This is a genomic window from Aerococcus tenax, assembly GCF_003286645.3.
In the GTDB taxonomy this organism is placed as follows: Bacteria; Bacillota; Bacilli; order Lactobacillales; family Aerococcaceae; genus Aerococcus; species Aerococcus tenax.
The window spans coordinates 1,686,368-1,711,769 of record NZ_CP127382.2; the positions used below are offsets into that span (position 1 = coordinate 1,686,368).

Annotated in this window: 17 protein-coding genes and 7 tRNA genes; 2 read left to right on the top strand and 22 right to left on the bottom strand. The window is 45.6% G+C overall.

The window, feature by feature from the left end:
* Positions 1–204: 204 nt before the first annotated feature.
* From DBT50_RS07900 to DBT50_RS07965, 14 genes are all read right to left on the bottom strand, one after another.
* A complete protein-coding gene (locus DBT50_RS07900; RefSeq protein WP_013669259.1) occupies positions 205–417 on the bottom strand; it encodes a hypothetical protein in 213 nt (70 codons plus the stop codon).
* Between the two features lie 66 nt (positions 418–483).
* On the bottom strand, positions 484–3,003 hold the full coding sequence (locus DBT50_RS07905; protein ID WP_111852094.1) for an ATP-dependent Clp protease ATP-binding subunit: 2,520 nt from the start codon (positions 3,001–3,003) through the stop codon (positions 484–486).
* Positions 3,004–3,033: 30 nt separating this feature from the next.
* Positions 3,034–3,492, bottom strand: a complete 459-nt coding sequence (locus tag DBT50_RS07910) for a CtsR family transcriptional regulator (protein ID WP_013668701.1) — start codon at positions 3,490–3,492, stop codon at positions 3,034–3,036.
* A gap of 118 nt (positions 3,493–3,610) precedes the next feature.
* A complete protein-coding gene (locus tag DBT50_RS07915) occupies positions 3,611–4,735 on the bottom strand; it encodes a cation diffusion facilitator family transporter (protein ID WP_181566094.1) in 1,125 nt (374 codons plus the stop codon).
* Between the two features lie 201 nt (positions 4,736–4,936).
* Positions 4,937–6,565, bottom strand: a complete 1,629-nt coding sequence (locus DBT50_RS07920; RefSeq protein WP_111852092.1) for a hypothetical protein — start codon at positions 6,563–6,565, stop codon at positions 4,937–4,939.
* On the bottom strand, positions 6,558–7,262 hold the full coding sequence (locus tag DBT50_RS07925) for an ABC transporter ATP-binding protein (RefSeq protein ID WP_111852091.1): 705 nt from the start codon (positions 7,260–7,262) through the stop codon (positions 6,558–6,560). The genes DBT50_RS07920 and DBT50_RS07925 overlap by 8 nt, the downstream gene beginning before the upstream one ends.
* 320 nt (positions 7,263–7,582) lie before the next feature.
* Positions 7,583–7,822 carry a DUF739 family protein gene (locus DBT50_RS07930; RefSeq protein ID WP_060778744.1) on the bottom strand — a complete coding sequence of 80 codons (240 nt, stop codon included), beginning with the start codon at positions 7,820–7,822 and terminating at the stop codon, positions 7,583–7,585.
* Between the two features lie 512 nt (positions 7,823–8,334).
* Positions 8,335–8,408 (bottom strand) — tRNA-Pro (locus DBT50_RS07935).
* Between the two features lie 56 nt (positions 8,409–8,464).
* Positions 8,465–8,538 (bottom strand) — tRNA-Pro (locus tag DBT50_RS07940).
* Positions 8,539–8,542: 4 nt separating this feature from the next.
* Positions 8,543–8,616 (bottom strand) — tRNA-Arg (locus tag DBT50_RS07945).
* Positions 8,617–8,634: 18 nt separating this feature from the next.
* Positions 8,635–8,720, bottom strand: a tRNA-Leu gene (locus DBT50_RS07950).
* Positions 8,721–8,749: 29 nt separating this feature from the next.
* Positions 8,750–8,821 (bottom strand) — tRNA-Gly (locus DBT50_RS07955).
* Between the two features lie 34 nt (positions 8,822–8,855).
* Positions 8,856–8,928 (bottom strand) — tRNA-Lys (locus tag DBT50_RS07960).
* 4 nt (positions 8,929–8,932) lie between these two features.
* Positions 8,933–9,005 (bottom strand) — tRNA-Val (locus DBT50_RS07965).
* Between the two features lie 153 nt (positions 9,006–9,158).
* Here DBT50_RS07965 and DBT50_RS07970 point away from each other — a divergent pair.
* Complete coding sequence (locus DBT50_RS07970; protein ID WP_111852090.1) at positions 9,159–9,872, top strand: prepilin peptidase; 714 nt, start codon at positions 9,159–9,161, stop codon at positions 9,870–9,872.
* 297 nt (positions 9,873–10,169) lie between these two features.
* Here the strand turns inward: DBT50_RS07970 and DBT50_RS07975 are convergent, their stop codons facing one another.
* From DBT50_RS07975 to rpoB, 4 genes are all read right to left on the bottom strand, one after another.
* Positions 10,170–10,763, bottom strand: a complete 594-nt coding sequence (locus tag DBT50_RS07975; RefSeq protein ID WP_111852089.1) for a cob(I)yrinic acid a,c-diamide adenosyltransferase — start codon at positions 10,761–10,763, stop codon at positions 10,170–10,172.
* 120 nt (positions 10,764–10,883) lie between these two features.
* On the bottom strand, positions 10,884–13,466 hold the full coding sequence (locus DBT50_RS07980; RefSeq protein WP_111853289.1) for a vitamin B12-dependent ribonucleotide reductase: 2,583 nt from the start codon (positions 13,464–13,466) through the stop codon (positions 10,884–10,886).
* A gap of 295 nt (positions 13,467–13,761) precedes the next feature.
* Positions 13,762–17,442 (bottom strand): DNA-directed RNA polymerase subunit beta', encoded by a 3,681-nt coding sequence (gene rpoC / locus DBT50_RS07985; RefSeq protein ID WP_258521924.1) that lies wholly within the window; start codon positions 17,440–17,442, stop codon positions 13,762–13,764.
* 255 nt (positions 17,443–17,697) lie between these two features.
* Positions 17,698–21,294 carry a DNA-directed RNA polymerase subunit beta gene (rpoB, locus tag DBT50_RS07990; protein ID WP_111852087.1) on the bottom strand — a complete coding sequence of 1,199 codons (3,597 nt, stop codon included), beginning with the start codon at positions 21,292–21,294 and terminating at the stop codon, positions 17,698–17,700.
* 343 nt (positions 21,295–21,637) lie between these two features.
* On the opposite strand from rpoB, the gene msrA reads away from it, so the two are divergent.
* A complete protein-coding gene (gene msrA, locus DBT50_RS07995; RefSeq protein WP_111852086.1) occupies positions 21,638–22,159 on the top strand; it encodes a peptide-methionine (S)-S-oxide reductase MsrA in 522 nt (173 codons plus the stop codon).
* Between the two features lie 74 nt (positions 22,160–22,233).
* Here msrA and DBT50_RS08000 read toward each other — a convergent pair whose 3' ends face one another.
* The 4 genes from DBT50_RS08000 to DBT50_RS08015 form a co-directional block, all read right to left on the bottom strand.
* On the bottom strand, positions 22,234–22,968 hold the full coding sequence (locus DBT50_RS08000; protein WP_111852085.1) for a glycerophosphodiester phosphodiesterase: 735 nt from the start codon (positions 22,966–22,968) through the stop codon (positions 22,234–22,236).
* Positions 22,969–23,164: 196 nt separating this feature from the next.
* Positions 23,165–24,520 (bottom strand): PFL family protein, encoded by a 1,356-nt coding sequence (locus tag DBT50_RS08005; protein WP_198434783.1) that lies wholly within the window; start codon positions 24,518–24,520, stop codon positions 23,165–23,167.
* Positions 24,521–24,534: 14 nt separating this feature from the next.
* Entirely contained in the window at positions 24,535–24,798 is a 264-nt protein-coding gene (locus DBT50_RS08010; RefSeq protein WP_060778753.1) for an ACT domain-containing protein, read from the bottom strand.
* Positions 24,799–24,924: 126 nt separating this feature from the next.
* Positions 24,925–25,368, bottom strand: coding sequence for a hypothetical protein (locus DBT50_RS08015; protein ID WP_070558282.1), 444 nt, complete (start codon positions 25,366–25,368; stop codon positions 24,925–24,927).
* Positions 25,369–25,402: the final 34 nt, after the last annotated feature.

Below are 25,402 nucleotides of genomic sequence, written 5' to 3' on the forward strand. Positions count from 1 at the left end.
ATGCAATGTGTTAAAAATTACTTTTATCTATTGTAGCACGGATCGAGCCATTTATAAAAAGCTTTTATTAATAATAAAAATTTTTATGAAATACTCATCATGAATAAAATTAACCCCCTAACAAAAAAGCGGGATGACCGCGTCATCACCGCTTTAAGTAAAGGATTCGCTTTTTAGCTCTTTAAGGCTCTAACTGGTGAGCCTTTAGGCAAAACGTTCTACCCATTCAGGTAAATCCAATTGATCAACTTGTTTTGCTAGACGTTTTCCTTGCTTTTGAGCCTTGTTAGAAACATCGTCCCAAGCCTTGCTTAGGGTTTGATTTTGGTCTTCTTCGTACATTGCTAAGGCAACAACGGCTGTAATCGCAGCAGCTGTTCCTAAACCAATTAACACTAATTTTGTTGTCTTGTCCATAGTAACCCTCCTCTTTTTTAGCTTGTCTTTATCATACACTAAAAGCGATATAAAGTCTTCTTTGGACTATCCTAGGGACAGACTTTCCTCGACTTTGTCCAGGTCAGCCTGGCTTTCACTGCCGTCGCCATGTTTAGTACGGATGTAGAAAGTCCCTTGGCGGCTGCCTACTTGAAGGCTGTCCCCAGCTTGGACCTTTCCTTCAATCAAGAGGTCACTCAGAGCATCTTCAATTTGACGTTGGATGAGGCGGCGAACTGGTCGGGCGCCCATTTCTGGGTCATAACCGTCCTTAGCCAATTGCTTAATGGCCCCATTGGTAAAGCGCAAGGTCAAGCCTTGTTCTTCCACTTGTTGGCTAATTTGGTCGGTAAATTTGCGGACAATATCTTTCAAGTTGTCTTGACTTAGAGCATGGAAGACAATCACTTCATCCACCCGGTTAAGAAACTCCGGTCTAAAGGTCTTCTTCAAAGCTTCCAAGATCCGCTTCTTCATGGTTTGATAGTCCTTTTGTTGGTTATCTTGGCCAAAGCCGACCAGTTTTTCATCCCGTAATTCAGTGGCCCCAATATTAGAGGTCATGATGACTACCGTATTTCTAAAGTCCACCATCCGACCCTTACTATCGGTGATATAACCATCATCAAGGACTTGAAGTAAGAGGTCAAAGACATCGGGATGGGCCTTTTCAATTTCATCGAAGAGGACAATGGAATAAGGATGTTGACGGATTTTCTCAGTCAATTGTCCCCCTTCTTCATAGCCAATATAACCTGGTGCTGAACCGATCATCCGGCTGGAAGAATATTTCTCCATGTATTCGGACATATCTAGACGAATCAGGGCCTCTTCCGAACCAAAAAGGGTTTCGGCTAAGGTCTTGGCTAATTCGGTTTTCCCGACCCCGGTTGGGCCCAGGAACATAAAGGAACCGATGGGACGATTTCTTTGGCCTAGGCCGCTGCGTGAGCGTTTAATAGCCCGGGCCACTGCATTGACCGCTTCATCCTGTCCCTTGACCCGGTCATGGAGGCGGTCTTCCAAGTGGATCAAGCGTTCATTGTCACTTTGACTCAGTTCTTGGACTGGGATACCGGTCCAGGAATGGATCAAGTTTTGCACGTCATGACTGGTCAAGCTTAAGTCGTAGCTGTCTTGATTGTCCTGGTCGCCTTCTTTCTCTTCCAAACGGCTAAGTTTTCTGACTAATTCAGCTTGTTGGGCATGGACCGCGGCCGCCTTTTGAAAGGCCTGGTTACGGACATGGTATTCTTTTTCTTGGTTGAGGCGCTTCAATTCCTGTTCGATTTGGTATTTTTTCCGGCGGCCACTATTGGCTACTGGATTGTCCAGCCGCTTGGTCGCTGCGGCCTCGTCCATGACATCAATAGCCTTGTCTGGTAAGAAGCGGTCCGACAGGTAACGAGAGCTTAGACGGACACAGGCTTCAATGCTTTCATCAGGAATGGCCACTTGGTGGTGTTTTTCATAGGCGGGCCGGATCCCTTTCAAGATTTCTTCAGTTTCCGCTAGGCTAGGTTCTTCGACTAAAATCTTAGCAAATCGTCTTTCCAAGGCGGCATCTTTTTCGATGTATTTTTGATATTCGTTGAGGGTAGTAGCCCCGATCAGTTGGACCTGTCCCCGGCTTAGGGCAGGTTTTAGGAGGTTTGAGGCATCAATGGCCCCTTCAGCTCCCCCAGCCCCTATAATGGTATGGATTTCATCGATAAAGAGAATAATATTGCCTTGGTCTTCAATTTCTTCAATTAAATGCTTCATGCGGTCTTCAAATTCTCCGCGGTACTTGGTCCCAGCCACTAAAGAGCCGATATCTAGGACCATGAGTCGTTTATCCAGCATGTTTTCTGGGACTTGCTGTTGGCTCATTTGGATGGCTAAGGCTTCGACAATGGCAGTCTTACCGACCCCAGGTTCACCAACCAAGACCGGGTTATTCTTGGTCCGACGGCTTAAGACCTGCATGAGCCGGCGCATTTCTTGCTGGCGGCCGATCACTGGGTCCAACTTGCCGTCCTTAGCGGCTTGGGTCAGGTCCTTAGCAATACTGTCCAAGGTTGGGGTCTTGCTTTTGCTTGGCTTACCCAACGGTTTTTTGGTCCGGTTTCTGACCGGTTCTTTTTGTCCCAGCATCTGATAGACATCACTACGCAAACGATTAACATCTATATCGAGATTTTTCAGCAGGCGGTTGGCCAGGGTTTCCTCATTAATTAGGGCCAGTAGTAAGTGTTCCGTGCCAATTAAGGAAGCTTGCATAGACTTGGCCAAGTCTTTGGCTTGGTTTAAAACCTCTTGCATGCGTGGGGAAAACTGCACATAGTCTTCCTGGCTCTTGGCTGAATCACTGGTCCCGTAGCCGGTCACAAATTCAATCTCTTCGCGAAGACTCTCATAACTTGGCAAGTAGTCGCTTAAGACGGCATGAGCAACACCTTCACTTTCGCGGTATAAGCCCAAAAGCATATGCTCGCTACCAATGGCTGGATGACGGAAGTATTCAGCTTCTTCTTTGGCAAATCCAATCGCGGTCTTGGCTTTTTCAGTATAGATGTCTTTCATAGTTGTCTCCTTTTCTAATTACCGGAGTAATTAGTGATATTTCAAATGTTCTAGCATGTTCCTAAGTATCACTGCGCGGACACGGTCCGGGGATTTGAAATTAGACATGACTTGCTTGTCAATGGCTGAGTGCATGATAGCCGCCTCGCTCTCGCTAAGCAGTTCATTCTTCATCAAATTGGTGAGAATCGATACAGCATCGCGCAAGGAAATGTCGTTCCCTACTAGGCTAATCATATTATCAATATAGTCCGCATCATCGATAATATTCAATTTCATAATTCTGATATAGCCACCACCACCCCGCTTACTTTCGACTTGATAGCCTTGCTTGGGGGTAAATCGCGTATTAATCACATAATTAATCTGTGAAGGCACGCACTCAAAGCGGTCAGCAATTTCACTCCGTCTGATTTCGACCCGTTCAGTATCTTGAAGCACCTCTTTGAGATAGGCTTCAATAATATCTGACATATTCCGGTTGCTCATGTCCTCACCTCCTTCACTAATTATTGACTAACTTTGACTAATATACTTTAATAATAAGCAAAAAAAGGGATGAGGTCAACTATTTAATTCACTAATAGCGACCTCATCAGGCTTTGACCTAGTTATGCTGGCTACTTTCTCTTTGGATAAAGTGGTCAGGATCGTAAACCGTGTCAATGGTTATATGATTTATATTATATTTTGCCACTAAGGAGCGGATTTTTTGTTTGAGGTCTTCTTGTTCATCAGCGGTTAAGCGACAAGTCAGGACGGTGACACTGGCCATATGTTGCTCTCCATCAGTTGACCAGATATGTAAGTGGGACAAACCATCAATATCATCATCTAAGGCTAAGATTTGTTGACCAATGACTTGGGGGTCGATGCCTTCAGGAACCGCTTGGAGGAAAATTTTAGAAATGTTCAGAAAACGTGGGAAACTTTGGCTGATAATCCAAACCGCAGTCAGAATCGACAAGAGTGGGTCAAGGAAATACCAATTGGTAAAGCGTAAAACCACTGAAAGAATCAGGATGGCTACCCAGCCGAGGACATCTTCTAGGAGGTGGAGGTTGAGTAATTGTTCATTGGCTGACTGACCCTTATGCATCATCCAAGAGCAGTAACCATTAACTACCACTGCGAAAATGGCTACCCAGAACATTCCCGTCACGTGAACCGGTTCAGGATTAAAGAGCTTAGGAATCGAAGTAATCAAAATAAAGGCCGATCCGAATAATAGAAAGACTGCCGTAATCAGCCCCCCTAATAAAGAAAAGCGGCGGTAACCGTAGGAATAGCGGTTATCAGCTTCACGGTCAGAAATCTTTTCAAAGAACCAGGCAATAGCAATGGCTAGAACGTCGCCCGAGTCGTGGACCGCATCAGATAGGATGGCCGCACTGTTTAAGGTCCAACCAAAGAAGGCCTCAAAGACCGTAAAGAAGGCATTTAAGATGAGAACTATGCGCATCTTCTTGGCCGTTTCCTGGGTATTCTTAAAACGAAGTTGTTTGGCCTTATCTAATTCCAACTCTGCTGGGTCAAGGGCGACCAGGGAGAACTGTTCAAAGGCTAAAAAGCGACGTAGGTAAAGTAATTCTTCCTGGCGGTGCAAACGGACAATATCCTTGTCCAATTCAATAGCAAAGCCCTTGTCCTGGTTAAGGTCTTGGATTTGATGGGCCAGCCAATCATATTGGCTTTGGCTTTCGATACCGACAATCCTGTAAAGTGTTTCCATGTTTTCACTCTCCTTATAATACCCTATCATATCATCATTTTCTTCCAGCACAAACAATAACTACCCTTGTAGTCCCAAGATTTTAAGTAAATTTAATTAATCGTTAAATAAAGTAGATCCCTATAAAACTAAAGCCAACAAAGTGAAAAACTCCCCTAAATAAAAAAGACCCTGCCTTCACTAAGAGACAGGGTTAAGCATCTAGCGCAAGACAAAGCGCTTAGGACCGATAAATTTCAACAAGAGATAGCCTAAAATAATATAGGCAATGATAAAGAGGTAAATTCCTAAAATCACCCGTGGCCCAATCGATTCAGCATTCATATAGAGCAGGTAAGGAATAAAGATGCTCAAGGACCGGATAATATTATAGAGGGGGCTCTTGCTTTCCAAGTTAGCGGTAAAGGGTTGGAGCCAGTAATATAAGTAGAGGTAATGGACGGTAAAGAAGACCATCACAACTACTTGACTAAGAAGTAAAATCCCCAATGGCAGTAAGCGTTGCCCGCCTAACTGGAAGTAGACCAGACTGGACCCTAACATTAAAACCAATAAGGTAGGTAAATTATAACGGAAACAGCGTTTAAAGCGAATCACCATGGCCTCCGCTAAGAGGTCGGGATTGCGGTAATAATTGTTGTGCATCAAGTAGCGGTCCATATTGAAAAAGCAAAAACGGGTAAAGGATTCTCCAATATTCAAGAAAAGGCAGGCATAGATCACCATCACCACCAAGTAGGTCTGGTAGGCTTTTTCCAAGTCGGCCTGGCTGATCTCTAGGTCACCATGGAAGAAGAATTGGTAAACAAAGATTCCTCCACTGATTAAGGCAAAGAGGCCAAGAACGATCAGAAAGATAATCCGGCGTTGCTTGTTCAAGCGGTGGCCCAGTCGGTCAAAGAAGATGGCATTGATATAAGTTATCCCCTTTAAGTGGTCATAGTGGTCGGAAGTAGCGGAGACTTTGATATCTTCTGCTTCCACCTTGACATTGGCGGACTGGGCATTAGTCACGGCCTGGTTAATGTTTCGGATGCTGTTATGGTTGATGCTTGACCGGGCCAGGGCCTGGTACTTATCAGATTTGGCTAGCCAATGAGCCCCGATCCCTGCCATGACCACTCCAGCGACCGCCGTAAGAGGATGGAAGAGCCAGTTAATCGGTAAGTGGAAGCTAGCAGCTTCTTCCATCAGCGACAAGCCCACAAACAGTCCCCCAGAAACAAAAATCATAGCAATCATCACGATGGTAAAGGGCCGGTTAGGGACTTGGTGCTTGGGATTGACTAGCTTCAGGTAGAGGGCTTGGGCTAAGAGTCGTAAGCCGAGGAAAAAAAGAGTCATATTCATCCCACTAAAAAGGGAGAGGCCCATGGCTTTTAGCGCGATGGTCGCGGCTAGCCCGTAAAAAATCACAAAGTTCAAGCCTTCCATAAAGGTCATATTCAAGTAATAGCGTTTGGGATTCATCTTTAAGTAATAGATACAAAGCCGGTCAAAGGTTTGGTTGGGGTCAATTAACTTAACCCAAAAGGTCGCTAAGACTAAAGAGAAACAAAAGATGGCTAGCAAACGGACAGTATTTTCCTGCCCGGGGTCGCCAATAAAACCGAGGAGAAAGATGGCCCCAAAATAAAAGCTCTTGCCAAAGATTTGCTTAAAAATTTCCCCCACTGTGCCCAACCAAGTGGTCAGACTCTTGACATATTTGGCTTCAAACCAACGATTGGGAATATACTTACCGATCAGGGGAAGGCGTTGGAGATAGTAGAGGAAAACATTAAATGACCGGGTGGCTTTGAGCCGCTGTAAGAATTGATAGTTAGTCATGGCCCTCATCCTCCACGCTCAAGGCTTCAATGAGGGACTGGTCAAAGTCCTCATCTTCCAGGGCGCTCTCAAAGTGGCGCAACTGGCCTTGGTGTAAAAGCACAATATCATCACAAATATCCTTGGCCAGTTGGATCATATGAGTGGACATGATCATAATATGATCCTTACCTAGGTCAAGGAGGAGGCGCTTAATTTCTAAACTGGAAATCACATCAATAGCAGTCAGGGGTTCATCGAGGAGGATAATTTTAGGTTTGGAAATCAAAAGGCAAAGAATGGCCAGCTTACTCTTCATCCCACTGGAGTAGCCCTTGATAATTCGGTGGCGATCCTCTTGACTAAAGCCCAAGCGGTCCAAGTAATCATCAACGGAATAAGTATCCTTGGGGGCGTGGATATCCATGTAAAATTTGATGTATTCATAGCCTGTGAGAAAGTCCGGTAAATAATTTTCCGCAAAGACCATGCCGATGTCTTCCGGCTCAATGGCTCTTTCTTGGCCATTCTCAACTAATTGAGCTTGCCCACCATCACTTTCCAAGTCCCCATAGAGGATACGAAAGAGGGTGGTCTTCCCTGACCCATTCCGGCCTAAGAGTCCGTAGATATGACCCGCTTCAAAAGTGTAAGTCGCCCCCTTGAGGACTTCTTGATCTTGAAAGCTCTTTTCGATATTTTCTAAGCGCAATTCCATGCTGGTCGCCTCCATTTGTCTATTCAGCCCATGGGCCTTCTGTACTGCAAGTATAACAAAGAATGAAAGCGCCTTAAAGCCAAAAAGAGTGCGTGCTGACGACAAAAAGTGAAACGCTGGAAGAAATATGCGATAATTCTCGCAGAGGATTGACAAATATTACCGAAGTGGAGTTCACTTTTGTCAGCGAACAGGTTTAGAGAGAGCGCGACAAGCGCGTCAGAAGCGGACGCTTGCCCTAGCTTGTAAGAGGTTTTGGTTTAAAAATTGTAGATAGAAAAAAGCTGGAACCCTTGTCCCAGCCTCTCTTCGTTTAATAATTAATTATCATTTGTTTCTGCCTTATTTTCTTTAGGAGTAAAGAAATAACGGCCGATTTCTTCATGGTCGATATCCAATAATTCGCAAGACTTATAAATTTGTGATTGACTAAAAGACAAACCACCATTTAATTTCATGGACATAGTCGGCTCTGACAATTCCATTGCCTTGGAAAAATTCTTAACCGAACCATAAATCTCAATAATCCTGCCACGTAATTTTCGATAGTCGAATTCCATAAACACACTCCAATCCACATTCACTTGTTAAAACTCATTCAATGACTTTAAGGGATAAGGATCATCGGCAGAAGTTATCCAAACTTCCTGCCAATTATTATGTGGACTTATCCCAAGATTTTCTTAAGCCTCGCGTATTAAGTCTGATAAGGTGCTCTGTCTCAAGCATTCTTAAAGCCTAAGCACCAAAAGCTTGGCTCTAAGCCAAAGTTTGTTTGCCTTTATCAGCTGGTCCACTAATGAGTCCAAGGACCAACATCCTTAAGTCAACTGGGCTTCATTCACAGCCATTTTAATAAATGAGTGCCCACTCACTTACTATACACTATTCTGTCTAAAAATCTATTAAAAGCCCTTCTAAATTAAGTTAAATTTAACAAATTTATTTTTTTCTTTAATAAATAACATCTTACTGATTTTACCAGAAGATTTAGGGATTGTGCCAGCAATTTCCTTAAGAAAATAAAAAAAGCGATCCAAAGACCGCTAGAAGGCTTGTTCTTATCAACTTATCGGGAAGACCGGATTCGAACCGACGACCCCTACGTCCCGAACGTAGTGCTCTACCAAGCTGAGCTACTTCCCGTCATCGTAGACTTTTTAAGTAAAATAAAAAGCGCCTTACTGACGCTTTCCATCGAGTCGGGAAAACAGGATTCGAACCTGCGACCCCTTGGTCCCAAACCAAGTGCTCTACCAAGCTGAGCTATTTCCCGGTAATGCACCCAGCAGGATTCGAACCTGCAACCGCCTGATTCGTAGTCAGGTACTCTATCCAGTTGAGCCATGGGTGCTTGATCATTTAAACGGTATGCCGAGGACCGGAATCGAACCGGTACGGTGTTTAACCACCGCGGGATTTTAAGTCCCGTGCGTCTGCCTGTTCCGCCACCCCGGCATATTAATTAATTCAAAGCCATTTGGCTAAGCGGAAGACGGGATTCGAACCCGCGACCCTCACCTTGGCAAGGTGATGTTCTACCACTGAACTACTTCCGCATTTGTAAGTCAATACTAGGTATGCTTACAATAATGATCCGTGGGAGGCTCGAACTCCCGACCCTCTGATTAAAAGTCAGATGCTCTACCAACTGAGCTAACGAATCATAATGGAGAATGAGGGGCTCGAACCCCCGACATTCTGCTTGTAAGGCAGACGCTCTCCCAGCTGAGCTAATTCTCCCTAAACCTTTGTCGTTTGGTCGCTGTCTTTATCAGACAACTATTAAATAATACCACTATTCTGTATAAGCGTCAAGTGAATTTGACAAAAAAATTTACCTGGTCAGCTAAATTTTTTAGTCTTTGCGGACTAATAAGCTAGGAGGTGTTTACTATGCGACTTAGCCTAGCCTTTTTCTTTTTCGCTGCCCTAGCTTCTTGCCTGATGGCCTTTAGCCACCGTTACCTGAAAAAACTTCCCTTTCTCTGGGCCCGGTCTCAGTGCGACCAGTGTCAGGTCACTTTATCAGCTTTAGCCCTTATTCCCCTGGCCGGTTATTTTTTGTCAAGAGGACGGTGCTTCCACTGCCAGCATCCTATCGCCTGGACCTATCCCCTATTTGAAGGACTCTTTGCTCTCTTGAGTCTCTTGATCTTGGCCCGCTTTTCCACTGGGCAAGCGGCCTATCTGGTCACTCTCCATAGTCTCCTCTTTATTATGGCCATGACTGACCTGGAGGAAATGTGGGTGCCTGATCGTTTTCAAGTGCTCTTTTTCTTGAGCCTGCTTGCTTACCACGGCCTCTATACTCCGACTAGTCATTATCCCAGTCTCTTGATTCATCTTTTGGCCACTGGACTGGTCTTAGGTCTTTTGGTCTATCTCCTACCAGGAAGCTTGGGTGGAGCTGATATCAAAATTTTCCTCAGTTTGGCGCTCTTCTTTCCACCTAGGCTGTATCCTCGCTTTATCTGCCTAGCTTCCGGACTAGCTTTGACCTATCTTTTAATCAGCTCTTGGCTGAAACAACGTTCCTTAAAAGCCCCCCTGGCCTTTTTCCCCTTGATCTGGCTGGCCTTTGACCTGACCTTGATCTTGGCTTATTAAGTTTTATTCTTCTATAATTTTACTAGTTATTGAACAGGTTTATCTTAGTTAATAGTAATGAGCTGGAGTAGAGCTTTGAAATTAGTCGTTAGCCATGAGCAAGCAAGCGATGTGAATTATGGATCGTAGGCTTCGGCCGTACGAGCCGTTTAAAGCTCGCTAGGCGAGAGACCTTGGCTCGAGCCGGTGCCATGGCTTTTCAACGACTAAATTTCAAAACCGGAACGAAAGCTCACTAATATTTAATAAAAAAGCTGGGACTTGCTCCCAGCTTGGTTAATAAAATACTTTTGACTACTAACTATCGTTGAGGTCAGCCTTGCTTAATTCACTTTCGTCATGGAAGACCTTACCACTCCGTTCATAGAGGATATCAGATAGGCCTACCTTAACATTGGCGAGCCGGGCTACTGCAAAGAAGTAGTCGGATAGGCGGTTAATAAATTTCAAAGCGACGGGACTGGAACTTTCTTCACGCATAAAGGAAACAATATGACGCTCACAGCGGCGGGTTACGGTCCGAGCATAGTGTAAACGACTAGCTAAACGGCTACCACCGGGCAGGATAAAGGATTCCACCGCAGGCGCTTGAGGATTGTAGGTATCAATCCGTTCCTCTAACCAATCAATCGCGGCTTGTTTTAAGCGGTATTCACCCTTGCCCTCTGGCGTAGCAAAGTCATTCCCACAGTCAAATAAATACTGTTGGATTTGGATCAATTCCTCGTTTAACTCTGGCCATGATTCATTTTCGCTAATGGTCACACCAATCCATGAATTCAATTCGTCAACACTCCCATAGGCATTGACACGTAAGGAATCTTTAGGAACTTCCTGGCCACCGATAATCCGGGTCGTCCCCTTATCCCCTGTTCGGGTATAAATTTGCATATTAATCACCTCACTTACATTATAAAGTATTTCTCCAATAAATACGATTTAAATGGTGATAAAAAAGCCACTAAGTAGAAACTTAGTGACTTTTTCTCATATATTATTAAAGTTATTTTATTATAAGCCACATTTTAATTGGGCGAAGCAATTGGAACAGGTGTTGCAGCCACCAATTTCTTCGACAATTCCGGTCCGGCAAATTGGACAGGTATTGCCAAGTTCGCTACCGAAGACGACTTCTTCTTCATTGGCTTCAGCTTGGGCTTGGTCGACTAATTGACGTAATTCTTCACTGTCATCAACGACAACCACATCGTCTTGCTTGTTTTGATCTGTTTGAGAATCTTGGTCACTGTCTTCATGTTCATCCTTATTTAAGGTGAGGACTTGGGAATCCCGTGAGCCGTCAACATAAACGGTACCACCCTTAGCGCCGCCTTCATAAAGTTTTTCATAGACTTCGGCCACTTGGTTAACCGCGTAACCCTTAGGCGCATTAACGGTCTTAGAAATGGAGCTATCTACCCAGCGTTGGATAGTGGTTTGCACATCAACGTGTTCTCTTGGGCTTAGGTCCATGGCAGAAACAAAGAAGTCAGGCAGGTTGTCAGCATCGGCTTCTGGATGTTTATCCAGGTATTCTTGGACGATGTCCGCATTGACTTCAATAAATTTACCTAAACGACCGGTCCGGTAGTATTTAAAGGCAAAGTAAGGTTCGAGCCCAGTAGAGACATTCATCATGGTCCCGGTACTTCCGGTTGGCGCCACGGTGAGTAAGTGGGAGTTGCGGATCCCATACTTCAAGACGTCTTCACGGATGCTTTCAGGCATTCTTTGCATGAAACCAGATTGGACAAAGCGTTCTCTGAGGGCTTGGGTTTCTTCTTCGCTTTCCCCGATTAAGAATGGGAAGCTGCCCCGTTCTTTGGCCAGTTCGATGGAGGTTTGGTAAGCCGTTACCGCGATGGTTTCAAAGACTTCATCGACTAATTGGTTACCTTCCTTAGAACCATAGCGTTTTTCACAGTAGATCAAGAGGTCAGCTAGACCCATTACCCCTAAACCGATCCGACGTTCACCAAGAGCTTGTTTCTTGTTAGCTTCCAAGAAGTATGGAGTAGCATCGATCACGTTATCTTGCATGCGGATAGCGGTAGCTACTGTTTTTTGTAATTTCTTCTTGTCGAGGCGTTTGTTTTCCTTGTCCGCCATTTGAGCCAGGTTAATGGCACCCAGGTTACATACGGAGTAAGGCGCTAGGGGTTGTTCCCCACAAGGGTTGGTTGCCACAACCTTTTGACCGTAAGCCACTGCATTGGTGTCTTCATTAGCCCGGTCAATAAAGAAAATCCCTGGTTCAGCGGCGTAGGTAGCACAGATGTTGATCAATTGCCATAATTCTTGGGCAGGCAGGGTCCGGTAAGTAGTGATTTCATGACCCATGGCTTCCCATTCACGCACATCGCCAATTTCTTGCCATTGGGTGTCGTAAGCGGCCATTTCTTCTTGGTCATATTTTTCCACTGCTGGGAAGCGTAGGCTCCAGTCCTTACCTTCCTTCACAGCTTCCATAAAGTCTGATGAAATAGCTACGGAAATATTGGCCCCAGTTAAGAAGTCGGGTTCATTGACTTCATAATGGCCACCTAGTTCCAAATTTTCCTTGGCTTCAGCGTAAGCTGCATCACTGACTTGGTCGCCTTGTTTTTCCTTGAGGTCAACAACAGCTTGGTACATGTCGATTTGAGCTGGAGTTGAATAGACAAATTTTAACTTTTCATCGACTAATTGTTTAATGTAGCTGTCCTTGGAGCTTTCCTTGATAAATTGAAGAATGCGTGGGTTTTGCATCTTAGAAATAATGAATTCCAAAATATCTGGATGCCAGTCTGCTAGCATGATCATTTGGGCTCCACGACGGCTACCGCCTTGTTCCACCAGGTGGGTTAATTTGGCAATGTCATCTAACCAGGAAACCGCCCCAGAGGACTTCCCGTTAACCCCACGAACGAGAGAGTGACGTGGTCTTAGGGTGGAGCCATTGGTCCCTACACCCCCACCACGGGACATAATTTCCATGACTTCCTTACGGTGGTCAGCAATCCCACCCCGGGAGTCAGGCACATAAGGCATGACATAGCAGTTAAAGTAGGTGACATCGGTTCCGGAACCCACACCATATAAAACCCGGCCGGCAGGAACAAAGTTACCCTTGGATTCTTCTTGGTAGAAGGCCGCTTCAATCTCTTGGCGACGATCTTCATTTTTATCAATGGCTGCTAGCCCATGGGCATTCCGTTTGGCAATTTGTTCATAGTAGATTTCTAAAGGTTTGTCGATTTCATCCAATGGGCGTTTTACCAGGCCAGTTTCCTGTTCTTCTCCCATTAGGGACCCACGATAGGCTTCTTCGACCCAAATGGTTGCGGTCTTGTTCTCAATGGCTTGGACAATCCCGATCCCCCGTCCTGGATATTGCGGGTCAGGACGGACAGTTAATACCACTAAGTCACCAGGGGCTAGGGTTTCTTTCATGGTGTCTTTAAAGGAATAACGGTCCAACATGACCATCCGACTGATGCCAGAGAAGGTTTTGTTCATGTCTTCTGTCATCGGATAAACTTGAGGGAAGGATTTGATGGCTTGGTTAAGCGCCTCTTTATTCCATTCCACAATATTCTTCATCGCAGTTTCCATAATGAATCTCCTTTATACTTTACTTGTTTGTAGACTTTTCAGCTGCTTTAGCGTGAGTTAAGTTAATGGTCTATCGGCTAAAAATTAGCTGCATTGCTATTATAGGAAAAACTTAAGCAGAAAGCAAGCTAAAAAATCAATATATAGTATCAATTAAAAAGCAACAACACTATATATAGTGTTGTTGCTTTGCTTGAAGCGGTTAAAGCCCAGTCCCATGGCCTTGGGCAAAAAGAGAGGCGCATATCTTGTAGTCGGATATGCGCCTATCCTCTTTTAATGGCTTCTACCCTAATTAAGGCATGCCGCTATAGTTTTCATCGATTGGTTTGGTAATTGTCGCAATTTCGGCTGGGTTTTCGTTGTCAGATGGCTCATGGGCCGGCACTTCAACAACTTGTTCCACACCTAATTTTTCTGGTTCCATGTGACGGTAGCGACCGACACCAGTACCAGCAGGAATTATCTTACCAATAATGACGTTTTCTTTCAATCCAAGTAACTCGTCCCGTTTACCGCTAATGGCAGCGTCAGTGAGGACCTTGGTAGTTTCTTGGAAGGACGCGGCAGATAGGAAGGACTTGGTTTCCAAGGCTGCCTTGGTAATTCCTAGGAGGACTGGTTGACAGGTAGCTGGTTGTTGGCCAGTCTTAATGATTTCCTCATTGGCGTCTTCAAATTCACCAATGTCCATTAAATGTCCTGGCAACAAGTCAGAAGCGCCTGGGTCTAAGACTCTTACCTTACGCATCATTTGACGTAGGAGGACTTCCACGTGCTTGTCGTTAATGTCCACCCCTTGTTGACGGTAAACCCGTTGGATTTCCGCTAACATGTAGTTTTCTACGGTGAGGGAATTAGTGATCCGGAGCAATTCTTTGGGATCAATGGACCCTTCGGTTAATTGGGCACCACGTTCAATCAAGTCGCCTTCACTGACCTTCATACGGGCAGTGTAAGGCACCTTGTATTCCCGTTCGTCAGTTTCCCCTTTGACGGTAACGGTCTTGGTCCGGGTTTCTTCTTCAATATCAATGGCCACGACTTCCCCGGTCACTTCAGTAATCACCGCTTGCCCTTTCGGATGACGGGCTTCAACGATTTCTTGAACACGAGGTAAACCTTGGGTAATGTCATCCCCGGCAACCCCACCGGTATGGAAGGTACGCATGGTCAACTGAGTACCAGGTTCTCCAATGGATTGGGCAGCCACGATACCAACTGCTTCACCGACTTCGACTTCACCATTGGTTGCTAGGTCAGAACCGTAGCAGTACTTACATACCCCATGGCGGGTCCGGCAGGTAAAGGCAGAACGAATAGTAACATGTTTGAGGCCAGCAGCTTCAATCTTAGCTGCAGTTTCTGGTGAAACCAGCTCATTATGGTGAGCGAGAACTTCACCGGTTTTTGGATCACGGACAGTTTTTTGGATATAACGACCAGTCAGACGTTCAGCCAGGCTTTCGATCATTTCGTTACCTTCTTTGATGGCTGAAACGGTTAAGCCACGGTCGGTTCCACAATCATTTTCACGGATAATCACGTCTTGGGCCACGTCAACCAGACGACGGGTTAGATAACCAGAGTCGGCCGTCTTCAAGGCGGTATCGGTCATCCCTTTACGCGCCCCGTGAGTGGAGATAAACATTTCTTGAACCGATAGCCCTTCACGGAAGTTAGAAGTAACTGGCAGTTCAATAATCTTACCACTTGGTCCCGCCATCAAACCACGCATCCCCGCTAATTGGGTAAAGTTGGAGATGTTACCACGAGCACCAGAGTCCATCATGATAAAGAATGGGTTGTCTGGAGACAGACTGTGTTTCAATTCGTCTTCAATGTCGTTTTTAACATCATTCCAAGTGCTGATGACTTGGTCATAGCGTTCGTCATCGGTAATTAAACCACGACGGTATTGCTTCATGATATTGTCAACGCGTTTGTGCCCCTTGTCCACGTGTTGGTCCTTGGCATCTAAAACGGTAATATCAGCAATCCCAACGGTAATCCCTGACTTGGTGGAGTAGTAGTAACCAAGAGCCTTCAAGCGGTCTAAGAATTGGGAGGTTTCAGTAACCTTCAAGCGCTTGAAGATGGCGGCGATAATTTCTTCTAAGTAGCCCTTCTTAAATGGCGCCGTGGTCTCTAATTGAGCAATTGCTTTTTCGGTATCTTCCCCGGGATTGACGAAGAAACGATCAGCGGTTTGACCATTTAAGTTTTCTGATGTGGGCTCATTAATATAAGCAAAATCAGCCGGCATGATCTCATTAAAGAACAATTTACCAATAGAAGTAATCATTAATTGTTCTTTTTGTTGGTCGGTCCATGCATATTTAGGGAAGTGTTTCGGACTAATCACGACCCGGGTATGCAATTGAGCCGCCCCATTAGTATAAGCAATATGGGCTTCGCTGAGTGAAGAAATCTTCATCCCTTCCCCAGTCATCCCGGCTTCTTCTTGAGTCAAGTAGTAGTTCCCTAAGACCATGTCTTGGGATGGGGTAACCACTGGTTGACCATCTTTAGGGTTTAGGATGTGGGAAGCGGCCAGCATTAAGATACGAGCTTCAGCTTGGGCTTCTTCTCCTAAAGGTAAGTGGACCGCCATTTGGTCCCCGTCAAAGTCGGCATTATAAGCTTCACAGGCTAAGGGGTGAAGACGGATAGCCTTCCCTTCAACCAGGACGGGTTCAAAGGCTTGAATCCCCAAACGGTGGAGGGTAGGTGCCCGGTTAAGTAGTATCGGGTGTTCACGCATGATCTCTCCGAGAGGTTCCCAAACAGCATCATCCTTACGTTCAATCATCCGTTTAGCATGTTTAGCATTGGTGGCAATTTCACGGTCCACCAATTCCCGAATCAAGAATGGTTTAAAGAGTTCTAGAGCCATTTCTTTAGGCAGACCACATTGGTAGAACTTCAAGTGTGGTCCAATGGCAATAACGGAACGTCCAGAGTAGTCCACCCGTTTCCCTAAGAGGTTTTGGCGGAAACGGCCTTGCTTCCCTTTCAACATATGGGAGAGGGACTTCAATGGGCGGTTACCCGGTCCAGTCACAGGACGGCCGCGACGACCATTATCGACTAAGGCATCAACGGCTTCTTGGAGCATCCGTTTTTCATTTTGGACAATAATATTTGGTGCATTGAGGTCTAATAAACGTTTTAGACGGTTGTTCCGGTTAATCACCCGGCGGTAGAGGTCGTTTAAGTCACTGGTTGCGAAACGGCCCCCATCCAGTTGCACCATGGGACGGAGTTCAGGTGGGATCACAGGAATCACATCAAGAACCATCCATTCCGGTTTGTTACCAGATTTTCTAAAGGCATCCATGATGTCTAAGCGGCGGATCGCCCGGGTCCGTTTTTGACCCTTGGCAGTCCGTAATTCTTCTTTTAATTCTGCACATTCGCTGTCAAGGTCTACGCGGCGTAGAAGTTCCTTAATGGCTTCAGCACCAATCCCCGCTTGGAAACGGTCACCATATTCGGCCTTATACTCCCGGTATTCCCGTTCAGAAAGCAATTGCTTAGGAGCTAAAGGTGTGTCACCACCGTCAATGACCACGTGAGAAGCAAAATAAATCACTTCTTCTAAGGACCGTGGGCTCATATCTAAAATCAGGCCCATCCGACTGGGAATGCCTTTAAAGTACCAAATGTGGGTAACTGGTGAAGCTAATTCCAAGTGGCCCATCCGTTCACGACGGACTTTGGCCTTGGTTACTTCAACCCCACAACGGTCACATACCACACCCGCATAACGGATTCGTTTATATTTTCCACAAGCACATTCGTAGTCCTTGGTTGGCCCAAAAATACGTTCACAGAAAAGACCGTCTTTTTCTGGTTTTAAGGTACGGTAGTTGATTGTTTCCGGTTTCTTGACTTCACCATAGGACCAGGAACGGATCTTATCTGGTGAGGCTAAACCAATTTTTATACTTTCAAATTTATTTACATCGACCAAGAGGTCAACCTCCCTCATTAATCACTGAAACTGCTAAGAGCTAGAGCAAATTGACATTATACTTTGGTGTGACTGTCACACTCTATTCAAACCTGCTCCGAGTGCAAGGCAAGCGTCCACTTCACTAAAGGTCGGCGAAGTCTCTTTGAGACTTCTTTCGCCCTTTAGCTCCAGTTGCTATAGCTGTAGGAAGCGTTAGCGACATACAGATATAGTATGCGTAGCGATCTTGCCTTTTAGCGCACCCGTCGCACTCTATTCATTTGCTTGTTTTTTGGCGATGATTTCTTCGTCATTGCCTTCGCTTTGTTTTTCCTCTTGGTTCTTATCCTTGTCTTCATCTTCTTGTTCTTGGTTTTCTTTGTGATCACGACGGGTGACTTGGACTGGATCTTCATCACGTAAGTCAAGTTCCTTGTCACTTTCATCGAGGACTTGGATGTCTAAACCTAGGGATTGTAACTCTTTGACGAGCACGCGGAAGGATTCCGGCACACTTGGTTTAGGAATGGGGTCACCTTTTACGATAGCTTCGTAGGTTTGCACCCGGCCAACCACGTCGTCTGATTTATAGGTAAGGATTTCTTGTAGGGTGTAAGCAGCACCGTAAGCTTCCAGTGCCCAAACTTCCATTTCCCCGAAACGTTGTCCCCCAAATTGCGCTTTACCACCTAGTGGTTGTTGGGTAACTAGGGAGTAAGGTCCAATAGAACGGGCATGGAGCTTGTCATCGACCATGTGGGAGAGTTTCAAGTAGTACATAACCCCTACAGAAACGCGGTTATCAAAAGGTTCACCGGTTCGACCGTCGTAAAGCACGGTCTTAGCATCTTCGGCCATGCCGGCTTCTTTAACGGTTTCCCAAATATCTTCATCTTGGGCCCCGTCAAATACAGGTGTTGCCACATGGATACCTAAGTTCCGGGCAGCCATTCCTAAGTGGAGTTCTAGCACCTGTCCGATATTCATCCGAGAAGGCACCCCTAATGGGTTCAAGCAGATATCGACTGGGGTACCATCTGGTAAGTAAGGCATGTCTTCTTCTGGTAAAACAATGGAGACAACCCCTTTGTTACCGTGACGACCAGCCATTTTATCCCCAACTTGGATCTTACGTTTTTGGATAATGTAAACCCGAACCATCATGGAAACACCAGGTTTGAGTTCGTCACCGTTTTCACGGTGGAAGACTTTAACGTCATTAACGATACCGCCACCACCATGAGGTACCCGTAAGGAAGTATCACGGACTTCACGGGCTTTTTCACCAAAGATGGCATGGAGTAGGTGTTCTTCAGGACTGAGTTCAGTCACACCTTTAGGGGTTACCTTACCCACTAAGATGTCGCCATCAGTGACTTCAGCACCGATGCGGATAATCCCGTTCTCATCGAGGTTACGGAGGGCATCTTCACCCACATTAGGAATTTCGCGAGTGATTTCTTCTGGCCCTAATTTAGTGTCACGGGCTTCAGATTCCAATTCGTCAATATGGATTGAGGTATAGACGTCTTCTTTCACCAAACGTTCGGAAAGCACAACCGCGTCTTCATAGTTATAACCATCCCAGGTCATGAAGGCGATGATTGGGTTTTGCCCGAGGGCTAATTCCCCACCTTCCATAGAAGGTCCGTTAGCGAGGATTTCGTCCTTATCAACTTGGTCGCCCTTGCGTACCAATGGGGTTTGGTTATAGCAGGAGCTGGCGTTAGACCGGTAGAATTTCACTAATTCATACTTGTCTAAGGCGCCTTCTTCAGTCCGGACACGGATTTCACGGGCGTCGACATAGTCCACCACACCGGCCCGCTTACAGGTCACTGCAGCCCCAGAGTCATGGGCAGCCTTATATTCCATCCCGGTCCCTACTAAAGGTGCATGAGGGTTTAAGAGCGGCACTGCTTGCCGTTGCATGTTGGCCCCCATCAAGGCCCGGTTGGAGTCGTCGTTTTCCAAGAAAGGAATACATGCTGTTGCGACAGAAACCACCTGTTTAGGGGAAACGTCCATGTAGTCGACTTCTTCTGGAGAAACTTCAATATTTTCTTCAATCTTACGTGCCATAATGGTATCGGTAGCAAAAGAACCATCTTCATTTAAAGGCGTGTTCCCTTGAGCGATAACAAAACGGTCTTCTTCATCCGCCGTTAGGTAGTCAATCTTATCGGTAACCTTGTGGGTATTCCAGTCTACCCGGCGGTATGGGGTTTCAATGAAACCAAAGTCATTAATCTTAGCATAAGTCGCCAAGGAGTTGATCAGACCAATGTTAGGTCCTTCAGGGGTTTCAATTGGACACATCCGACCATAGTGAGAGTAGTGAACGTCACGCACTTCGTAACCGGCACGGTCCCGGGTCAAACCACCAGGTCCCAAGGCTGATAGGCGACGTTTGTGCGTCAACTCAGAAAGTGGGTTGTTTTGGTCCATGAATTGGGATAATTGGGATGACCCAAAGAATTCACGAATCGATGCCACCACTGGACGGATATTGATCAATTGTTGGGGGGTAACCGTATCGATGTCTTGGATAGACATTCTCTCTCTGACCACCCGTTCCATCCGGCTTAAGCCGATCCGGAGTTGGTTTTGTAACAATTCACCCACAGAACGGATCCGACGGTTACCCAAGTGGTCGATATCGTCGGTAGTCCCTAAGCCTTCATAGAGGTTCAAGAAATAGTTCATCGCGGTTAAGACGTCAGCAACGGTTAGTGACTTGTAGTCGGAATTTTGCATAGCGTTTCCGATCACATGAATCACACGTTCTGGGTCCTTAGGCGCCACAATCTTAATTAATTGGATGTCAACCGGATCAGTGAGCACCGCGTCATCATTTGGATAAACGGTCACTAAACCGAGGCCATTATCTAACTTGTCACTAATGTCATCTAAGACTTCACGGGTGAAGACTGTCCCAGCTTCCAGGACAATTTCACCAGTCTCATTATCGACTAAGTTTTCTGCCAGGGTTTGTTTATATAGACGGGATTTTAAGTCTAATTTCTTGTTGATCTTGTAGCGTCCAACAGCAGCCAAATCATAACGACGTGGGTCGAAGAAACGCGTATTTAATAAGTTACGGGAGGATTCAGCGGTTTTTGGTTCACCAGGACGGAGGCGCTCATAAATATCTTTTAAGGCTTCTTCAGTCCGGGAGTCCGATGGGTTTTTGTGGACATCTTTTTCTAGGGTTAAACTCAGGGTTTCACTGTCACCAAAGAGTTCACGGATTTGGTCATCAGACCCAAAACCTAGAGCCCGCATTAACACAGTCATTTGTAGCTTACGGGTCCGGTCAATCCGCACATAGGAAATATCCTTAGCATCGGTTTCCATTTCTAACCAGGCACCCCGGTTAGGAATCACGGTAGCTCCATAAGAAAGTTTCCCATTTTTGTCTACTTTATCATTGTAGTAAACCCCTGGGGAACGGACCAATTGCGAAACAATAACCCGTTCAGAACCGTTAATAATGAAGGTCCCACTATCAGTCATCAATGGGAAGTCCCCAAAGAAAACTTCTTGGTCCTTAATTTCACCGGTTTCGCTATTGATTAAACGCAATTTAACATACATTGGCGCCGCATAGTTAGTGTCTTGTTGACGCGATTCAGACATATCATATTTAGGTTCTTGGAAGGAATAGTCCACGAACTCTAAGGCTAATTTGCCTCCGTGGTCTTCAATCGGTGAAATATCACTAAACATTTCCCGAATCCCCTTATCCAATAACCAACGATAAGATTCGGTTTGAATCTCAATCAAGTTTGGCAACTCGAGCACTTCATTGATGCGCGAGTAAGAACGCCGTACGCGGTGTTTGCCGTATTCAACATTATGTCCTGCCATGAATGAGTAGCCACCTCTCCAAAAAGTAAATCTTTTAGCCTACAATTATTAAGAAAATATTAAGAAATGATTAAAATTAGATAAAATCGCTTCTTTTTACCCGTTTTTGGGCAAAAAAAAGACAAAAGACTCAAGGCCATGCCTACTTCTTTTGTTTTATCCCATCAAAGCCTACGGACAATATTTCGTACACTTCTTCTATTTAATAATCAATCATTATTCATATTACTAGCTATTTAATTCTTTGTCAAGAAGTTTTTTCTTAAAGGATGATTCTTTAATGGCTTCTTAGCCAGAGCTTTTGTATAATAGTTTCAAAATAGAAAAGAGGAAGGATGTTATTATGGCTATAGAACGTGCAATCTTTGCGGGAGGCTGTTTCTGGTGCATGGTCCAACCCTTCGACCAATTGCCAGGCATTGAAGCGGTCGTTTCTGGTTATACAGGAGGACACATCGCTAACCCCAGCTACCAAGAAGTCAAAAGTGGCAAAACCGGCCACACGGAAGCGGTAGAGATCAGCTTCGATAACGCCATCATCACCTACGAAGAATTACTGGAGATTTACTGGCAACAAACCGACCCTACCGACGCTATGGGCCAGTTTGAAGATCGGGGTTCATCATACCGTCCCGAGATCTTCTACCTATCTGAAGACCAACGCCAAGCCGCTGAAACTTCCAAAGCAGCCCTAGCCGCTAGCGGGCGTTTCGATGACCCCATCGTCACCCAAATCACTCCCGCCGGAACCTTCTACCCAGCAGAAGACTACCACCAAGACTTCTATAAGAAGAGTCCCGATAAATACCAAGCCGACGAAAGCGCCATCGCCCGCCACCAATTTATCCAAGACAAATGGGAATAAAAGAGTGCGACAAGCGCGAAATAAAACCAGCAGGATCAAATTTCCTGCTGGTTTTTACTTTTCCACAAACAATGTTAATAACTGGCCAAAACGGGAGCATTTTCTAAGTAGTGACTATCATTGCTAATCACACCAGCCAGGTCCCAGCCTTTAAATTTTTGGTAGACCTTACGATCATCGACCGTCCATGCATTAATCTTAATCCCATGGTCATGCAAGTTGTTCACCGTAGCTGGGTCAAGCAACTTATAGTCAGGGTGATAGTAGTCCACTCCCCTAGCAGCGCAATAGGCTCCTGGATTTTCCAGATAGTCTTCCTGTAAGAAAGCGCAAGCCAAATGAGGGGCTAGGGCCTTGACCTTAAGAATACTCTGGTGGTTAAAAGAAGAGATAATCACCCTGTCTTGCATCTGGTAGTCTTCGACTAAGTCAACCACCGCTTCAACTAAGCCAGGATAAGGGAAGAAGCCAGTCTTGAGTTCAATATTCAAGGCCAAGTTCAAGGGAGCCGCCCAAGCTAGTAGCTCACTTAAGTGAGGAATACGAACTAGGTCGAGATTATAGTCCTGGGGATGGAGACGGTCAAAGCGGAGGCCACGCAAGTCCGCATAGTTATAGTCACGTAGCCAGCCCCTGGCATTAGCGGTCCGGTCTAAACGCTCATCGTGGCAAATCACCACCTGGCCATCCAGGGTCAATTGGACATCACACTCAATCCCATCCGCCCCAGCTTCATAAGCCTTAATAAAGGACAACATAGTATTTTCCGGATAGCGGGCGCTATAGCCACGGTGGGCATATAATTTCATTTGTGTTTGGCATCTCCTTATCTTCCTGTTTCAGCCATTAAAACTGGTCACCCTAATCACATCATCCTTATTCTAACCAGCCTTTATTAAGGCAGAGTAAATTTGCCGTAAAATTAAAATGAATTTTGTAAAAATAAAGTAAAAAAGACTGGGCATGATTCCCAGTCTCTTGACTCAATAATCGATAGTTTACTGCTTAATTTTTCAAACCTTGAATTGGTGCAGGGATGTGGCCTCCGCGACGGATAAAGACTTCCGGCGAAGAGGTCTTTAGCGGCATGATGGGCGCTGAACCAAAGAGACCCCCAAATTCCAAGCAGTCCCCGGCTTGGTAACCAATGGCTGGGATTAAACGCACTGCCGTGGTCTTCCCATTAATCATCCCAATGGCGGCTTCATCAGCGATAATGGCTGCTAAGACTTCAGCGGTGGTTTCACCAGGCACGGCAATCATATCCAGCCCCACCGAGCAGACCGCCGTCATGGCCGTCAAGGTTTGTAAGTCTAAGATCCCAGCTTGAGCGCCCGCAATCATGCCTTCGTCTTCAGAAACTGGGATAAAGGCCCCTGAGAGCCCCCCGACCCGTTCAGCTGCCATTAAGCCACCCTTCTTGACTGCATCATTCAAGAGGGCCAGGGTCGCTACGGTTCCGTGACCACCCACAGTTTCAAGTCCCATACTTTCTAAGATGCGAGCCACCGAGTCGCCCACCGCAGGGGTAGGGGCTAGAGAAATATCGACAATCCCAAAGGGTACCCCTAAGGCTTTTGAAGCTTGGCTACCGATCAACTGCCCCATCCGGGTCACTTTGAAGGCGGTCTTCTTAATAGTTTCAGCCACTTGGTTAATCGGCGCGTCTTTAGGCAGACGGTCTAAGGCTTGACGGACGACTCCAGGCCCAGAAACCCCGACATTGATCTCGCAATCGGCTTCCCCACTCCCGTGGAAGGCCCCCGCCATAAAAGGATTATCCTCTACCGCATTACAGAAAACAACCAACTTGGTAGCCCCAACACATTGACGGTCTTGGGTGACTTCAGCAGCTTGGCGGATGGTTTCCCCCATTAAGGCCACAGCATCTAGGTTAATCCCTGACCGGGTGGAACCGATATTGACCGAAGAACAGACATTGTCGGTTTCACTTAAAGCTTGGGGGATGGATTCAATTAAGGCCCGGTCTCCCGCAGCAAAGCCTTTTTGAACTAGGGCAGAATAACCCCCGACTAGGTCGATCCCAATATCCTTAGTCACTTGGTCCAAGCATTTGGCGTAACGCACGGGGTCTCCACCAGAAACAGCTACCAGATGGGCAATCGGAGTCACCGAAAGCCGTTTATTAATAATAGGAATCCCCAATTGCCGACTCAGCTGGTCAGCCACCGGTACCAGGTCTTTAGCCTTTTGGCTGATTTTTTGTTTGATTTTCTCACAGGACCGCTCGATATCGGTGTCACAACAATCGAGTAAGGAGATCCCCATCGTGATGGTACGGACATCGAGGTGGTCCTTGGCAATCATATTGACGGTTTCTAGAATATCATTAATTTCAATCACGAGTCTGCCTCCTATAAGCGATGCATGGCCTTAAAGATATCTTCGTGCATGACCGTAATCTGCATACCTGGTATTAAGTTTTCGACGCTTTCTTGGAAATCATCAAAAGCAACTTGCCCTTCATCGACTGTCACAAGCATGGTCATGGTGAAATAATTATCCATTACCGTTTGAGCGACATCCACAATATTCACCTGGTTCTCGGCACAGGCCGTACTTACCTTAGCCAAAATCCCAACTTGATCAATACCTACAACAGTAATTACCGCGTTCATAAGCAGTAAACCTCCTTAATTTTTATGTTCCCTATGATAGCATAAGTTAAACTTTCTTAAAATATGAAAAAAGAAGTCAGAACGTTCAGTCCCGACTTCTCATCGAATGAAGGCTATTCCATTCGCTTATTCAAAGATGTCATCAACAGTGGCTTCACGATTAATCACAATATAAAGATTCCCATTATCTTTCACTTTAGAGCTCATGTAAACATTATCGACCTTATCGGTGGTAGAGGCCTTAAATGGGAAGTAGATTTCTGACTCCCGGCCGCTTGACCAACGGATGGTGAGGTATTCTAGGTCATTATTATTAACCACATTTTCAAACATCCCACCCATTAAGCCGCCTTGCACGATACTGTTGGATTGGAAAACGTCAGCATCAGGAAGGATTTCAATCTTGAAGGTCTTACATGGGTGAATTTCGACAATATCGCCTTGGCCGTTAATCCGACCATAAGAAGTGGTAATCCGGCCAATCCAGATATCCCCTACATGCTCCATAGGGATTTCCCATACCCCACCATTATGAAAATGAAACTCTAAGGACTTCATTGCTTTTGTCATTCGAATAACTCCCTTTCTTAATAATTGCTTTTTC

Bases quoted from the DNA above. Each gene is read 5' to 3' on its own strand.
- DBT50_RS07905 (WP_111852094.1), bottom strand. From the start codon at position 3,003: ATGAAAGACATCTATACTGAAAAAGCCAAGACCGCGATTGGATTTGCC.
- DBT50_RS08010 (WP_060778753.1), bottom strand. From the start codon at position 24,798: ATGAACGCGGTAATTACTGTTGTAGGTATTGATCAAGTTGGGATTTTG.
- msrA (WP_111852086.1), top strand. From the start codon at position 21,638: ATGGCTATAGAACGTGCAATCTTTGCGGGAGGCTGTTTCTGGTGCATG.
- DBT50_RS07980 (WP_111853289.1), bottom strand. From the start codon at position 13,466: ATGGAAACTGCGATGAAGAATATTGTGGAATGGAATAAAGAGGCGCTT.
- DBT50_RS07975 (WP_111852089.1), bottom strand. From the start codon at position 10,763: ATGCAAATTTATACCCGAACAGGGGATAAGGGGACGACCCGGATTATC.
- DBT50_RS07970 (WP_111852090.1), top strand. From the start codon at position 9,159: ATGCGACTTAGCCTAGCCTTTTTCTTTTTCGCTGCCCTAGCTTCTTGC.
- rpoB (WP_111852087.1), bottom strand. From the start codon at position 21,294: ATGGCAGGACATAATGTTGAATACGGCAAACACCGCGTACGGCGTTCT.
- DBT50_RS07910 (WP_013668701.1), bottom strand. From the start codon at position 3,492: ATGAGCAACCGGAATATGTCAGATATTATTGAAGCCTATCTCAAAGAG.
- DBT50_RS08015 (WP_070558282.1), bottom strand. From the start codon at position 25,368: ATGACAAAAGCAATGAAGTCCTTAGAGTTTCATTTTCATAATGGTGGG.
- DBT50_RS08000 (WP_111852085.1), bottom strand. From the start codon at position 22,968: ATGAAATTATATGCCCACCGTGGCTATAGCGCCCGCTATCCGGAAAAT.
- DBT50_RS07920 (WP_111852092.1), bottom strand. From the start codon at position 6,565: ATGACTAACTATCAATTCTTACAGCGGCTCAAAGCCACCCGGTCATTT.
- DBT50_RS07900 (WP_013669259.1), bottom strand. From the start codon at position 417: ATGGACAAGACAACAAAATTAGTGTTAATTGGTTTAGGAACAGCTGCT.
- DBT50_RS07925 (WP_111852091.1), bottom strand. From the start codon at position 7,262: ATGGAATTGCGCTTAGAAAATATCGAAAAGAGCTTTCAAGATCAAGAA.
- DBT50_RS07915 (WP_181566094.1), bottom strand. From the start codon at position 4,735: ATGGAAACACTTTACAGGATTGTCGGTATCGAAAGCCAAAGCCAATAT.
- DBT50_RS07930 (WP_060778744.1), bottom strand. From the start codon at position 7,822: ATGGAATTCGACTATCGAAAATTACGTGGCAGGATTATTGAGATTTAT.